Origin of the sequence: Vibrio sp. NH-UV-68, from assembly GCF_042940635.1 — a bacterium.
Classification (GTDB): domain Bacteria; phylum Pseudomonadota; class Gammaproteobacteria; order Enterobacterales; family Vibrionaceae; genus Vibrio; species Vibrio pacinii.
The window spans coordinates 449,122-463,939 of the sequence record NZ_CP134975.1 but is presented as its reverse complement, the minus strand read 5'-3'; the positions used below and the strand labels follow the sequence as shown (position 1 = coordinate 463,939).

General features: G+C 47.1%; 11 protein-coding genes. 5 read left to right on the top strand and 6 right to left on the bottom strand.

Going from position 1 to position 14,818, the window contains the following annotated elements:
- Window positions 1–35 precede the first annotated feature (35 nt).
- The 5 genes from ViNHUV68_RS02260 to ViNHUV68_RS02240 all read left to right on the top strand — a co-directional run bounded on the left by ViNHUV68_RS02260 (window position 36) and on the right by ViNHUV68_RS02240 (window position 8,516).
- Window positions 36–1,754, top strand: coding sequence for a glycoside hydrolase family 9 protein (locus ViNHUV68_RS02260; RefSeq protein ID WP_391089107.1), 1,719 nt, complete (start codon window positions 36–38; stop codon window positions 1,752–1,754).
- Window positions 1,751–2,626 (top strand): N-acetylglucosamine kinase, encoded by an 876-nt coding sequence (locus ViNHUV68_RS02255; RefSeq protein ID WP_100752479.1) that lies wholly within the window; start codon window positions 1,751–1,753, stop codon window positions 2,624–2,626. Before ViNHUV68_RS02260 ends, ViNHUV68_RS02255 begins: the two co-directional genes overlap by 4 nt.
- A gap of 11 nt (window positions 2,627–2,637) precedes the next feature.
- The gene (locus ViNHUV68_RS02250; protein WP_391089105.1) at window positions 2,638–4,551 is read left to right on the top strand and encodes a family 20 glycosylhydrolase; all 1,914 of its coding nucleotides are present in this window, start codon (window positions 2,638–2,640) and stop codon (window positions 4,549–4,551) included.
- Between the two features lie 90 nt (window positions 4,552–4,641).
- Window positions 4,642–7,047 (top strand): GH36-type glycosyl hydrolase domain-containing protein, encoded by a 2,406-nt coding sequence (locus ViNHUV68_RS02245; RefSeq protein WP_391089104.1) that lies wholly within the window; start codon window positions 4,642–4,644, stop codon window positions 7,045–7,047.
- 56 nt (window positions 7,048–7,103) lie between these two features.
- Complete coding sequence (locus ViNHUV68_RS02240) at window positions 7,104–8,516, top strand: phosphoglucomutase/phosphomannomutase family protein (protein WP_038173983.1); 1,413 nt, start codon at window positions 7,104–7,106, stop codon at window positions 8,514–8,516.
- Between the two features lie 86 nt (window positions 8,517–8,602).
- On the opposite strand, the gene ViNHUV68_RS02235 is transcribed toward ViNHUV68_RS02240, so the two are convergent.
- The 6 genes from ViNHUV68_RS02235 to ViNHUV68_RS02210 form a co-directional block, all read right to left on the bottom strand.
- The gene (locus tag ViNHUV68_RS02235) at window positions 8,603–9,634 is read right to left on the bottom strand and encodes an ABC transporter ATP-binding protein (RefSeq protein ID WP_038173871.1); all 1,032 of its coding nucleotides are present in this window, start codon (window positions 9,632–9,634) and stop codon (window positions 8,603–8,605) included.
- Window positions 9,634–11,259, bottom strand: coding sequence for an iron ABC transporter permease (locus ViNHUV68_RS02230; RefSeq protein WP_038173870.1), 1,626 nt, complete (start codon window positions 11,257–11,259; stop codon window positions 9,634–9,636). Before ViNHUV68_RS02230 ends, ViNHUV68_RS02235 begins: the two co-directional genes overlap by 1 nt.
- A gap of 164 nt (window positions 11,260–11,423) precedes the next feature.
- A complete protein-coding gene (locus ViNHUV68_RS02225; protein WP_038173869.1) occupies window positions 11,424–12,440 on the bottom strand; it encodes a Fe(3+) ABC transporter substrate-binding protein in 1,017 nt (338 codons plus the stop codon).
- Window positions 12,441–12,601: 161 nt separating this feature from the next.
- Entirely contained in the window at window positions 12,602–13,831 is a 1,230-nt protein-coding gene (locus ViNHUV68_RS02220; protein WP_038173868.1) for an ammonium transporter, read from the bottom strand.
- 26 nt (window positions 13,832–13,857) lie between these two features.
- The gene (gene glnK, locus ViNHUV68_RS02215) at window positions 13,858–14,196 is read right to left on the bottom strand and encodes a P-II family nitrogen regulator (protein WP_038173867.1); all 339 of its coding nucleotides are present in this window, start codon (window positions 14,194–14,196) and stop codon (window positions 13,858–13,860) included.
- 186 nt (window positions 14,197–14,382) lie between these two features.
- The gene (locus ViNHUV68_RS02210) at window positions 14,383–14,754 is read right to left on the bottom strand and encodes a YacL family protein (RefSeq protein ID WP_038173865.1); all 372 of its coding nucleotides are present in this window, start codon (window positions 14,752–14,754) and stop codon (window positions 14,383–14,385) included.
- Window positions 14,755–14,818 lie beyond the last annotated feature (64 nt).

Sequence of the window (14,818 nt, the reverse complement as noted above, 5' to 3'; positions counted from 1 at the left end):
AATAACAATAATGAATAAATGTTTCGGAGAGTTTAATGCTGCTACTTACTAACCATATTGGTTATGAACCCCTTGGGCCAAAGCAGGCTGTTTTGATGACTCGTAAAGCGCGTCTATCTTCTACCACTGCACTGTTAGTCTGTGCCGATAGCCATCAAACTGTCGCGACTTTTGCCATTGAGAAAGGCACTAAGGTTGCACATTGGCACCAAGGGTATTTTTTTCGCATTGATTTCTCGCACTTTGAACAAACGGGTAACTACTACCTTAAGGTAGACAACCTTCGCTCAGAGATTTTCTCGCTCGTAACTGGGCTGTTGTTTAACAACACTTTTTCCGACGTGTTGCACTACTTTAAATCACAGCGTTGTGGTGGCCGTTTTGACAAACAAGATCATCATATTCCTTTATTGGGCAGTGACGAACAGGTCGATGTCCATGGCGGCTGGTATGACGCCTCCGGTGATATCAGTAAGTATCTCAGCCATCTCTCATACGCCAATTATCTCAACCCACAGCAGACTCCGATGGTGGTTTGGAACATGCTTTCTGCACTTGAGCTATTAGCCCAAAGCGCAGATGTCGCGGCTTTCACTCACGTGCGTTTAATCGAAGAAGCGCTGTTTGGCGCCGACTTTTTAGTCCGAATGCAAAACCAAGCTGGCTTTTTCTACATGACGGTGTTTGATAAGTGGTCAAAAGATATCAACCAACGTGAAATTTGCGCCTATCAAACCCAACAAGGTGATAAAACAGCCGACTATCAAGCTGGGTTTCGCCAAGGTGGCGGGATGGCAATTGCAGCCCTTGCCGCCGCAGCGCGCCTTGATGAAAGCGGACAATATACTCAGACCGACTACCTCAATGCAGCCCAAACCGGATACAGGCATCTCAAACAGCACAATCTTGATTATCTTGATGATGGTCAAGAGAACATTATCGATGAATATTGCGCACTGCTTGCAGCGGTCGAGTTATATCGAACCACCCGCAACGACGACTATTTAGCAGAGAGTCGTTACTGGAGCGAACGCCTCCAGCTACGTCAATGCAGCGATGAACAACAAACGCATTTTTGGTCAGCCAATCACGATGGCAGCCGACCTTACTATCACGCTGCAGAAGCAGGCCTGCCGGTGATTGCGCTATGCCAATACTTAAAGATCGAAACAGATAGCGATAAAGCGGCGGTGGCAAAACAGACCATTGCTCGCGCCGTCGAGTTTGAACTCAGCATTACCACCCAAGTGGCCAACCCATTTGGTTACCCACGTCAATATGTTAAAGGGCTAACTGAAGCCAAGCGCGACGCCTACTTCGTTGCGCATAACAATGAATCTGGCTACTGGTGGCAAGGTGAAAATGCCCGTTTAGGGTCTCTTAGTGCCATGGCCTTTTGTGCCTTACCTTATCTTCAACAGACCGACACGCAGCAACGCTTACTCAAGTTTAGCCAAAACAGCCTTAACTGGATTGTTGGCCTTAATCCGTACCATATGTGCATGCTCGACGGCCACGGGCATAACAACCCAGATTACTTGCCTCAGCTGGGTTTTTTCAACGCAAAAGGCGGCGTGTGTAACGGTATCACTGGTGGGTTTGAGGATGAGCAAGATATCGCTTTCAATCCTGAACCACAAAAAGAGGACATGTTGCAAAACTGGCGCTGGGGAGAGCAGTGGATTCCTCACGGCGCATGGTACTTACTCGCCATTTCTCATCAGTACCACTACTTTAAGGGGTGTCAATCATGAGCCAGTATCTAGTCGGAATTGACGGTGGTGGCACCTCTTGCCGTGCTCGCATTCGAGATCAACATGGTCAATTAATTGGTGAAGGCAAAAGCGGCAGCGCCAATATATTACTCGGTGTCGAAACAGCCATGACATCAATTGTTGACGCGATTACGCAAGCCGCCGCTCAAGGCGGTTTAAGTGCGTCAGCTTTTGCCGACATGGATGTAGGGCTTGCACTTGCTGGCGCAGAGCAAAAAAACGCGTGGTTTGAATTTATGCAAGTCGCGCACCCTTTCGCTTCGATAGTCCTTAATACCGATGCTTATGGCGCCTGTGTGGGTGCACACCAAGGCGATGAAGGCGCGATTATGATCGCCGGCACCGGATCGTGTGGTATCTATCTCGCAGATGGGCAACAACACGTTGTTGGCGGACGCGAATTTCCTATTTCCGATCAAGGCGGCGGCGCTGTCATGGGACTGCGCTTGATTCAACAGGTGCTGTTGGTTCAAGACGGAATTGGTCAAGCAACACCGCTCACAGAGCACGTAATGCAACACTTCAACCATGACATCGACCAAATTGTTAGTTGGTCTAAACACGCACTACCGCGCGATTATGGCCAATTTTCACCGGCTATTTTTCAACACGCAGCTCAAGGGGACACTCTCGCCATTGCCATGCTCAAGCACACCGCTGCCGATATTGAAATGTTTCTCGTAGCGCTCAATCGCCAAGGGGCGACGCGTATCTGTTTAATGGGCAGTATCGCCGAGCGCATCAAAGCTTGGTTATCGCCTCCTGTTCAAGCTTGGATTGTTGAGCCGCAGTATGACGCTATTGAAGGCGCCTTAATGTTTGCTGGCAAGCCTGAACACAATTTGTATTAAGGAATACGAATATGAGCTATCGAGTCGAACTTGCCGTACTTGCCGAGAAAAAGCATTTTTGCCGCTTTGGTTTGACACTGCACAATCTCAGCGACCAAGATCTCACAGACTGGCACCTCCAGTTCATTATCGACCGATTTATTCAGCCCGACAGTTTTACTCACGGCGCTATCAAACAGACTGGCAGTTTCTGTTGTCTAACGCCTGACCGTGCAGTGCTGCCTGCCAATCAACACTATTATTGCGAATTTAGTATTAACACGGCGCCGCTGCGCTTTTACACCGATGGATTAAAAGACGCGCTGATTATTGCTGATGGCGGTGCGACTCAGCACACGGTGACGTTAACGCCGATAATGCTGGCCTCACCCTATCGTGAAAAAAGCGAACTGCCCTCCGTTGAGCCTGCGGCGCTCGCGGTGATCCCCAAGCCAAACCGAATCGAACTGCTTGATGGCAAGTTTCACTTAACCACTTCGAGCCAAATCACGCTCCAAGCTTCACTGGCCGAGCATGCCGCGACGTGGTTACAACAAGAGATCGAACGCCTCTATCAGTTTCGCGCCCAAACGGTCGGTCAAAGTGACATCATCTATCGTAACAACCCAACCTTAGACGAGGGTGAATACCAAATCAGTATTACTGGTTCTGGCGTACGGCTTGAGGCGGGATCACGCTCAGGGTTTGTTCATGCCAGCGCAACTTTATTGCAGCTTATCGATCATGATGAGGACCTCAGTACACTCACCCTACCTTATGTAAAAATTTGCGATAAACCACGCTTTAAGTACCGCGGTATGATGCTCGACTGCGCCCGTCATTTCCATTCGGTCGACATGGTTAAGCGTTTAATCAACCAATTAGCACACTACAAATTTAATACCTTCCATTGGCACCTTACCGATGACGAAGGCTGGCGACTCGAAATCAAAGCCTTTCCACAACTGACTGAATGTGGCGCCTATCGTGGGGCTAATCATCCACTTGAGCCTCAGTTTAGTAGTCTCGCGCATACCTACGGCGGCTATTACACGCAGCAAGAGGTTATCGAGGTGATTGAATACGCGAAACAGCGTGGGATTAACATTATTCCTGAGATCGACATCCCAGGTCACTGCCGCGCGGCGCTCAAATCGCTGCCTGATCTGCTTGTCGATCGACAAGATTCCTCTCAATATCGCAGCATTCAACATTACAACGATAATGTGCTTTCTCCGGCGCTACCCGGCACCTATCAGTTTTTAGACAAGGTACTTGAAGAGGTCGCAGATCTGTTCCCTTCCCCTTGGATACACATCGGTGCTGATGAAGTGCCCGATGGTGTTTGGTTAGAAAGCCCAGCTTGTCAGCAATTGATGCAACAGCACGGCTACCGCTGCGCTAAAGATTTGCAAGGTCACCTGCTGCGCTATGCAGAGAAGAAGCTTCGTTCTTTAGGCAAACGCATGGTCGGTTGGGAAGAAGCACAGCATGGTAACAAAGTCAGTAAGGATACCGTTATCTACTCTTGGTTGAGCGAAGAGGCGGCCCTCAACTGCGCCAAGCAAGGTTTTGACGTGGTCTTACAACCTGGCCAATCAACCTATCTCGATATGACGCAAGACTACAGACCTGAAGAGCCAGGCGTTGATTGGGCGGCAGTGATTCCACTTGAAAATGCTTACCGCTATGAGCCTTTAGCGCAAGTCCCCGACAACGACCCTATTCGTAAACGTATTTTAGGTATTCAGTGCGCGCTGTGGAGTGAGATTGTCACTCACCAGTCACGCCTCGACTATATGATTTTCCCTCGATTAACCGCATTAGCGGAAGCTTGTTGGACAGAAAAATCACAACGCAACTGGCTCGACTATCTGGCGCGGTTAAAAGGTCACTTGCCGCTGCTCGATAAACAAAAGATTGAATATCGACCACCTTGGAAATAACCATCACCGCGAATGACCATCATTCGCCGTTTTCACTAGCTTTAAACGTTTTGGCTACCAAAGTGGTAGCTTGGTAAAAAGGAAATTAACATGAAATACGGCTATTTCGATAACGACAATCGTGAATACGTCATCACACGTCCTGATGTCCCTGCGCCATGGACCAACTACTTGGGTACCGAGAAGTTTTGCACGGTTATCTCACACAATGCTGGCGGTTACTCTTTCTATAATTCACCAGAATATAACCGAGTCACTAAATTTCGCCCTAATGCGACGTTTGACCGCCCAGGCCATTACGTTTACCTGCGTGATGACCAAAGTGGTGATTACTGGTCTATTTCATGGCAGCCGGTGGCAAAAAGTCTCGATGAAGCCAGCTACGAAGTCCGTCATGGCTTGTCTTACTCTAAATTTAAGTGTGACTACAACGGCATTGAAGCGACCAAGACCCTGTTTGTCCCTAAAGGTGAAGACGCAGAAATTTGGGATGTGGTGATCAAAAACACATCAGATAAACCGCGTACGATTAGCGCTTTCTCCTTCGTTGAATTTTCATTTAGCCATATTCAGTCAGACAATCAAAATCACCAGATGTCGCTCTACTCTGCGGGGACCTCATACCGCCAAGGGGTGATTGAATACGACTTGTATTACAACACCAATGATTTCGAAGGTTTCTACTACCTAGCATCAACATTTGACCCAGATTCATATGACGGTCAGCGCGATAGTTTCCTCGGTCTCTACCGCGATGAAGCTAACCCTATCGCCGTTGAACAAGGCCAGTGCTTCAACAGTGCGCAAACTTGTTACAACCATTGTGGTTCACTGCATAAACAGTTCACTATCCAACCAGGAGAAGAGGTGCGTTTTGCCTACATTCTTGGTATTGGTAAAGGCAATGGTGAACGTCTGCGCACCAAATACCAAGATTTGGCCAACGTCGATGCGGCGTTTGCAGGTATTAAAGCTCACTGGGATGAGCGCTGCGCCAAGTTCCAAGTTAAGTCGCCGAATGAAGGCCTCGACACCATGATCAATACGTGGACCCTCTACCAAGCAGAAACCTGTGTGGTTTGGTCTCGATTTGCTTCCTTTATCGAGGTGGGTGGCCGTACTGGTCTGGGTTACCGCGATACCGCGCAAGACGCTATCTCTGTACCACATTCTAATGCGGCAATGACACGCAAACGCTTAGTCGATTTACTGCGAGGTCAGGTCAAAGCTGGCTACGGTTTACACCTGTTTGATCCCGACTGGTTCGATCCAGAAAAAGCCGATGTCAAACCGTCAAAGTCTCCGACTGTGGTACCGACTCCTTCAGACGAAGACAAGATCCACGGCATTGAAGATACTTGTTCAGACGACCATTTATGGTTGGTGCCGACCATTTGTAAGTACGTGATGGAAACTGGTGAGCACAGCTTCTTTGATGAGATGATCCCATACGCTGATGGCGGTGACGCTAGCGTTTATGATCACATGAAAGCTGCGCTTGATTTCTCGGCTGAATACGTGGGTCAAACGGGCATATGTAAAGGCCTTCGCGCCGACTGGAACGACTGTTTGAACCTGGGTGGTGGCGAATCATCGATGGTTTCCTTCCTACATTTCTGGGCACTACAAGAGTTTATCGATTTAGCTAAGTACCTAGGTCGCGATGCCGATGTTGAGAAATACACACAAATGGCAGCCAACGTGCGCGAAGCGTGTGAAACGCACCTGTGGGACGACGAAGGCGGTTGGTACATTCGTGGTCTGACTAAAAATGGCGACAAGATTGGCACTGCGCAGCAAGAAGAAGGCCGTGTTCATCTTGAGTCAAATACGCTCGCGGTACTCTCTGGCGCAGTCTCTCAACAGCGCGGTGAACAAGCGATGGACGCAGTAGATGAAAACTTGTTCTCTGAATATGGTCTGCATCTCAATGCGCCTTCTTTCGCGACACCAAACGATGATATCGGCTTCGTCACGCGCGTTTACCAAGGCGTCAAAGAGAACGGTGCTATTTTCTCACACCCTAACCCTTGGGCTTGGGTTGCAGAAGCTAAATTGGGCCGCGGTGACCGCGCCATGAAGTTTTACGATGCCCTTAATCCATACAATCAGAATGACATCATCGACAAGCGTATTGCTGAACCTTACTCATACGTACAGTTCATTATGGGCCGCGATCACCAAGATCATGGTCGTGCAAACCACCCATGGTTAACGGGCACCTCTGGTTGGGCTTACTTTGCTGTTACAAACTTCATTTTGGGTGTGCGAACTGGTTTTGATGGCTTAACGATTGACCCATGTATTCCGACCAGCTGGCCAGGTTTTGAAGTATCACGCCAATGGCTAGGTGCGACCTACAACATCAAAGTCGAAAACCCAAGCTCCGTTAGCAAGGGCGTTAAATCAATCACTGTCAATGGCGAGTCCATCACCGGCGCAGTTCCAGTTCAAGCTGAAGGCAGCGTCAACGAAGTTATCGTTGTTCTAGGTTAATTGACCAAGCGCGAGCCTCGCTAGAGGCTCGTAACTTGGATTAAAGGATGATCAATATGATTAAATTTGGAACAGGCGGCTGGCGTGCATTTATTGGTGAAGAGTTCACCAAAGACAATGTTCGTTTAGTGGCGCAATCCTTAGCGAACATCATCAACAACGAACAAGTTGCGGATAAAGGCTTTGTTATCGGTTATGACCGTCGTTTTCTTTCAGACAAAGCAGGACGTTGGTTTGCTGAAGTTCTTGCGGCGAATGGCGTTACTGTCAGCTTTATCGATAAATTTGTCCCAACACCGATCGTTATGTTTAAAGCAAAAGAGATGGGCTGCGCTTACTCGGCTTGTATTACCGCTTCACATAACCCTGCAGATTATAACGGCGTTAAAGTGTTCATTGAAGGTGGACGCGATGCCGATGAAGTCATCACAGAGAAAATTGAAACTCAAATCGCAGCGCTAACTCAAGACCAAGTTAAATCTGTCGACTTTGAGCAAGCTATTGAAGATAAGTTGATCGAAGTGATCAACCCTATGAACGAGTTTGTCGACTCCATCATCGACTTTATTGATATTGAAGCGATCAAAAAAGCCAACCTTCGCGTATTAATCGATCCGATGTTTGGCGTGGCCAAAAATGCGCTGCAAACCGTACTGATCAATGGCCGCTGTGATGTCGATGTGATTAATGATGGCAAAAACCCCGACTTTGGCGGTTTGATGCCCTCACCCAATGCCGCGACGCTTTATCGTCTCAAGCACTTAGTTGCAGCAGAAGGTTACGACATCGGTATTGGTACTGACGGCGATGCTGACCGCTTAGGCATCATCGATGAAAAGGGTAATTTCATTCACCCAAATGAAGTTTTGATCTTACTCTACTACTATCTACTCGAATACAAGGGTTGGAAAGGCTCCGTCGTACGTAATATCGCGACCACACATCTACTCGATAAAGTCGCGGCCGATCATGGCGAAAAGTGCTTCGAGGTTCCGGTTGGCTTTAAACACATCAGCTCACAAATGGAAGCAGACGATTCATTAATCGGCGGTGAGAGCTCTGGCGGTTTAACCATTCGTGGTCATATCAAAGGGAAAGATGGCGTATTTGCTTCAAGTTTATTGGTCGAAATGATTTCAGTGACAGGCAAAAAGCTCTCTGAGCTGCTGGATGAGATCTATGCCAGATATGGCTATGCCTATACTGCAGAAGGCGATTGTACCTTTAAACCAGCTCAGAAACAGGCGCTTTACAACCGTATTTATGTAGAGAAACAGTTGCCAGAATTTGAGTTTGAAATAGACAAAGTCAGCTATGAAGATGGCGCTAAAGTTTACTTCAAAAATGGCGGATGGGTGATTGCTCGTTTCTCAGGCACTGAACCTTTGTTGCGCATTTTTGCAGAGATGGCCGACAAAGAGACAGCAGAATGTGTTCTTCAACAAGTGAAAGCGTTTTTGCAACTATAACTGCGCTCTTTTACCCTACCCTATAGGTGAGAACACTTGCCCGGCATCACTGCCGGGCTTTTTCTTCTTTGGCCAAAGCGTTCAACTTAAAACGCCAGCACGCCTTGGGTTTCGACTTTGACCGACACTTGTTGTCCTATCGTCAGAGGCTCTGGCGAACTGGCCAATAGACGTTTGCCACCCGCATCAATAACGTAACGACAATGATCGCCCATAAAATGCTGCTCTAGAACCGTAACACTGCTCTCTTCGGCGGCAGCAATCTGTACATGTTGGGGACGTAATAGTAATTCACATTGGCGGCCAATCTCGATGGTTTGCTGAGCTTTGGCTTCTATCGTGCCTAGCTCAGTTTGGTATTCACCTGCCGAAAGTCGGGTCGCCGGAAGGTAGCTACCGCCACCAAGAAAGTCGGCGACGAATTTACTAGAAGGGCGATAGTAGAGCTCACTGGCCGAACCATATTGCTCTATGACTCCATGGTTCATCACCGCCATTTTGTCAGCAAAAGCGAACGCCTCTTCACGACTATGGGTGACAAAGATCGCGGTTACGCCTTGGTTTTTAAAAATCTTGCGGATCTCGCCAATCAATTCATGACGAACTTGAGTGTCTATATTGGAAAACGGTTCATCAAGTAACAATAGATCGGGTTTGTAGGCTAAAGAGCGCGCAATGGCGACTCGTTGCTGCTGACCACCTGAGAGTTGATGCGGATAACGCTGTTCAAAACCGGCCAAATGAACCAAATCTAGCATTTCAGACACTTTTTGCAGCTTTTGCTCAGCGCTCATATCACGCAAGCCAAAAGCAACGTTTTGCGCCACAGTCAAATGAGGAAAAAGTGCATAATCTTGAAAAATCATGCCGATATTGCGCTGCTCTGGTGGTAACCAGTTATCCCCATCATCTATTAACATGCAGTTGAGACTCATGGTGCCAGAACTTAATGGCAGCAGACCCGCGATCGCTTTCAACAGCGTGGTTTTTCCACAGCCACTGGCACCCAGCAGGCAGACAATTTCGCCCTGCTCCACTTCTAATGAGAGCGACTCAAGCACCGTGGTTTGTTGATCGTACTTGCAGGTCAAATTATTGATCGATAATGCACAGCTCATTAGTGGGAATGCTCCAGTGAACGGTTAACAATAACTAGCGGAATTAAGCCGACAAACACCAGCAGAACCGCCGGTAAGGCTGCCAGTTCAAGATGCTCGTCAGAGGCAAAGTTGTAGACATAAGTCGCGAGCGTTTCAAAGTTGAATGGACGCAAAAGCAAGGCGGCATTGAGCTCTTTCATTGATTCAATAAACACCAACAACCCAGCGATCAAGGCACCACGACGCACTAAGGGGAAATGCACTCGCCACAGCATGCGATTGCCATTACAGCCCATGGTGCGCGACGCCATATCCAGTGATGGGGACACTTTACTCAAGCTACTTTCGATACTACCAATCGCGACCGCTGAAAAACGCACTACCATAGCAAAAATCAGCGCAAACATTGAACCTGAGAAAATCAGTCCCGGCCTGCTCCACTGCATCGCTTTAGCGATGTCGTTGACTAAATGATCCATAAACAGCACGGGAACCATCACACCAATCGCCAACACGGTACCAGGCACTGCATAGCCCATCGATGATAAACGCATCATGGCTAAACTATAACGACTTGGCGATAAACGCTGACAAAAGTTGACAGTGATGGCAACCAAAACGGCAATCACTGCTGCGACCAGCGAAACATAGAGGCTGTTTAACGCATATGCTCGGAATTCACCCGTCCAGCTTTGTGCGAAATATTTATAGGCGTAGATCAGTAACTGACCAAGAGGAAATAAGAAAGCGACGCAGACTAAGCCCCAACACCAAATGAGGGCCAACCACTTTTTCCAACCAGTGAGGTCATAGCGAAAATCTTCACGGCTACTAAATTGGTTTTGAAATAGCTTTTGCTTACGGCGGCTATAACGCTCACTGCTGAGCAATAAGATTACAACCACCAGCATAATGGCTGAAATTTTTGCCGCGGCAGTTAAGCTCGAATAGCCGAGCCAAGTGTCGTAAACCGCCGTAGTTAAGGTGTTGACGGCAAAATAACTCACGGTTCCGAAATCGCCTAAAGTTTCCATAGCAACTAGAGACAACCCGACCGCCACCGAAGGACGCACTAATGGTAATGAGATGCGGCGAAAGCTATCCCAAGGCGAGCACTTGAGTAACCTCGCGGATTGCAGCAAAGAGATATTTTGCTCCATGAATGCTGCGCGGCATAACAAGTAGACATAGGGGTAAAGTACCAACGAAAGCACAATAATCGCGCCAGTAAGAGTGCGAATGTCGGGAAACCAATACTCTCCCGCACTCCAACCAGTTAAATCTCGTAATAAGATTTGGATCGGACCAGCAAAATCAAACCAGTCAGTAAAAATATAGCCAATAATGTACGCCGGCATCGCTAATGGCAGCACCAAAGCCCATTGCAATACACGCTCACCCGGAACACGGCACATCGCCATCACCCAAGCTGCTGGAATCCCCAGTAACATTGATAACAACATGGTTCCGGCCACCAATACCACGGTATTGAAGGCGTAAGTCGGCATAACCGTTGACAGCAAATGAGCAAACAACTCATCTGTTTCGCCAACAGCGGTAGTGAATATGGCTAAGATCGGCAAAACCAGTAGCAGGGCTAACGCTCCACTACTGGTTTTCCATAAGTAATTTTTTTCTTTCATCGCCTAAATACAACGAGGCTGTATGAAACATAAATGCGTTTGCAAATAAATCTCATATCCCTTTAATAGATTAAGGGTATTTATACCTGTATAAATCAATAACCTCAAGTCACCCTAGCAAAAGAGCGACTTGAGGCTATCTCAATTCAAGCTGTGAGTTTTGATTACAGATCAAACTTCACTTCGTCAAGCAGCTTGATGGCCGCTTCGTGATGTTCAGCGATTTGATCTAGAGAGATAGTATCAGCTTTAAAGTCACCCCAAGACGCAACCAACTCAGAACGCTTAACACCCTCTTTAACTGGGTATTCATAGTTTACTTCTGCGTATAGGCTTTGCGCAGCATCGTTTGATAGGAATTCCATCAACTTAACAGCATTGTCTTTGTTTGGTGCGTATTTCGCCATTGCCATACCAGAGATGTTAACGTGCGTACCCGTGGTCTCTTGGTTAGGGAAGTTAATGTATACCGCGTCAGCCCACGCTTTTTGCTCAGCGTCGTTAACCATCTTACCTAGGTAGTAGCTATTACCCAAAGACACGTCACATAGACCTTCTTTGATCGCTTTCACTTGTCCGCGGTCATTACCTTGAGGCTTACGGGCTAAATTAGCCTTAACACCTTCTAGCCACTGCTTGGTTTCAGCTTCACCTTTGTGAGCAATCATCGATGAAACCAAGGAGACGTTGTATGGGTGCTTACCACTACGAGTACAGATTTTGCCTTTGAATTCTGGTTTGGCGAGATCAGCGTAAGTAAAATCAGCACCTAAACGACCAACACGGTCACGCGAAGAGTAAACGCTACGTGTACGCGTAGTCAGTGCAAACCACTCATTGTTGGTGTCTTGGTATTGTGCTGGGATATTTTTCTCAAGCACTTCACTGTCAACGGCTTGAACTAGACCTTTTTCAGTTAGTTCAGCAAGACGAATGATATCAACGGTTAGAAGTACATCTGCTGGACTGTATTCACCCTCTTGAGCTAGCTTTTCAGCTAAACCTGTTTTGGCAAACTTAACGTTTACTTTAATGCCGGTCTCTTTGGTAAATTCGTTAAGCATTGGCTCAACAAGGAAAGGCTGACGGTAAGAGTATACGTTCACTTCTTCTGCAGCGATGGCAGCGGTAGGCGCAATTGACGCACATACTAAAGCAGAAAGAGTTAGCAGATTTTTCATTGGTGCAATCCTTTAATATCGAAATGATAATGTCTATCAGTTGCGTTATTATATTCATCTGGATTTTGAAAACAATGATGTGAAACAAAAAAACCTGCTCATTTGAGCAGGTTTTTGATAATTTTCTTTGTAACTAAATGTTAGGTCACATTTAGAGTAAATTACTTAACCGTAACAAACTCAGGGTACGCGCCGACACCACAGTCGTGCATATCCATACCTTCCATCTCTTCGTCTTCTGTAACACGGATACCCATGGTTGCTTTCAATACCGCCCAAACCACTAGGCTTGCACCGAATACCCAAGCAAAGATAACTGCTGCGCCGAGAAGCTGAGCACCAAAGCTAGCATCACCATTACTTAGTGGCACAACCATCAGGCCAAAGAAGCCACATACACCGTGTACTGAGATAGCACCGACTGGATCGTCAATCTTAAGCTTGTCTAGACCGATGATACTAAACACCACTAGCGCACCAGACACACAGCCAATCGCGACAGCATAAAGTGGTGATGGTGATAGTGGGTCTGCGGTAATCGCGACCAGACCAGCCAAGGCACCGTTCAAAATCATGGTTAAATCAGCTTTGCCCCAAGTGGTCTTACACACCAACAACGCTGCAATCGCACCAGCGGCTGCCGCTGCATTAGTGTTAAGGAAGATTTGACCGACTGCCGTTGCGTTTTCGAAGTCAGAAACCATCAACTGAGAACCGCCGTTAAAACCAAACCAACCGAACCACAAGATGAAAGTACCTAACGTCGCCAGTGGCATGTTAGAACCAGGAATCGGGTAGATTTCGCCATTCTTACCGTATTTGCCTTTACGAGCACCAAGTAAGATAACCCCCGCTAACGCCGCCGCAGCACCAGCCATATGGACAATACCTGAACCAGCGAAGTCACTAAAGCCTGCTTCCGATAGGAAACCGCCACCCCAAGTCCAGTAGCCTTCCATTGGGTAGATAAATCCAGTCAGTACCACAGAGAAAATCAGGAATGACCACAGCTTCATACGCTCAGCAACCGCACCCGATACGACTGACATCGCTGTCGCAACGAACACGACCTGGAAGAAGAAGTCTGATTCTAGTGAGTGATCGGCGCCTTCACCTTGGGTGCCAATCAGCGCACCAAAAGAAGGTAGCCAACCGCCTGAGCCGTTATCGACATACATGATGTTGTAACCCACAACCAAGTACATAGTACAAGCAATGGCGTACAAGCAGACGTTTTTGGTTAAGATCTCCGTGGTATTCTTTGAGCGAACTAAGCCTGCTTCTAACATTGCGAAACCGGCTGCCATCCACATCACTAACGCACCTGAAATGAGAAAGAAAAAAGTGTCTAGTGCGTAACGTAATTCTGTTACCGTCGTTGTTAATTCCATTTTATTGTCTCCAATCCTTTGAATTCTTAAAGCGCTTCATTGTCCATTTCGCCGGTACGAATACGTACTGCTTGACTGAGGTCGTAAACAAAGATTTTGCCATCACCAATTTTGCCAGTGTGGGCCGCCTTTGATATAGCTTCGATAACGCGGTCTACGTTTTCAGCCTGTGTCGCGATTTCCAATTTCACTTTCGGTAGAAAGTCGACTTGGTACTCCGCTCCACGGTAAAGCTCGGTATGGCCTTTTTGACGACCAAAACCTTTAACTTCCGACACCGTCATCCCCTCGATACCAACATCGGCGAGAGCCTCACGTACATCATCCAATTTGAACGGTTTGATAATTGCATTTATAAGTTTCATCGTATCCTCTCTGAAGCTGTCATCCTTTTGTTCTATATAATCCAAGGTACGTGCCAACTTTTTAACTTATTGATTTATATAAAAACAACAAGTTTTCAATGCGCAGAAACCAATAAGGCGCACCAAAAAGGTGCGCCTTATTCACAAATTTAAAGCAGTCCTGCCTTACTTCACCATATAAGTGCATTATCGGGTGGTCAAAAAAGTCTTCCACTGTACGATAAGGTCATCAAAGTCTTCGATTCCACAACAAGCGGTACTTTCGCAATCGTAAAAGTCAAACTCACTTTCAAGTTCCACTTGGCTATCATGGCTGAGTACATTTTCTTGAACGGTTACTTCATCTCCATGAATAGTAAGAGATATTTCAGCACCATATAAATTGAACTCTTGCTGTGGTGCACATTTAGCTTGTTGAGCCAGCGCCTCAACTTGCTCAATCTTGCACCAATCTTTACCAATTTCTTCTTGCAGCCAACGAGCGATGATTTCATGCCCCATACTGGACTTGACGTAATATTCGCCCATCAAGGTATTTCTAATAAACTCAAATTCCATCGTGCTACTCGTGGGTTGCAAAAAAATAGGACGCGAGTATATCGCCAAGAGCTAGCAAGTACAA

Bases quoted from the DNA above. Each gene is read 5' to 3' on its own strand.
- glnK (WP_038173867.1), bottom strand. From the start codon at position 14,196: ATGAAACTTATAAATGCAATTATCAAACCGTTCAAATTGGATGATGTA.
- ViNHUV68_RS02250 (WP_391089105.1), top strand. From the start codon at position 2,638: ATGAGCTATCGAGTCGAACTTGCCGTACTTGCCGAGAAAAAGCATTTT.
- ViNHUV68_RS02235 (WP_038173871.1), bottom strand. From the start codon at position 9,634: ATGAGCTGTGCATTATCGATCAATAATTTGACCTGCAAGTACGATCAA.
- ViNHUV68_RS02245 (WP_391089104.1), top strand. From the start codon at position 4,642: ATGAAATACGGCTATTTCGATAACGACAATCGTGAATACGTCATCACA.
- ViNHUV68_RS02240 (WP_038173983.1), top strand. From the start codon at position 7,104: ATGATTAAATTTGGAACAGGCGGCTGGCGTGCATTTATTGGTGAAGAG.
- ViNHUV68_RS02225 (WP_038173869.1), bottom strand. From the start codon at position 12,440: ATGAAAAATCTGCTAACTCTTTCTGCTTTAGTATGTGCGTCAATTGCG.
- ViNHUV68_RS02255 (WP_100752479.1), top strand. From the start codon at position 1,751: ATGAGCCAGTATCTAGTCGGAATTGACGGTGGTGGCACCTCTTGCCGT.
- ViNHUV68_RS02230 (WP_038173870.1), bottom strand. From the start codon at position 11,259: ATGAAAGAAAAAAATTACTTATGGAAAACCAGTAGTGGAGCGTTAGCC.
- ViNHUV68_RS02220 (WP_038173868.1), bottom strand. From the start codon at position 13,831: ATGGAATTAACAACGACGGTAACAGAATTACGTTACGCACTAGACACT.
- ViNHUV68_RS02210 (WP_038173865.1), bottom strand. From the start codon at position 14,754: ATGGAATTTGAGTTTATTAGAAATACCTTGATGGGCGAATATTACGTC.
- ViNHUV68_RS02260 (WP_391089107.1), top strand. From the start codon at position 36: ATGCTGCTACTTACTAACCATATTGGTTATGAACCCCTTGGGCCAAAG.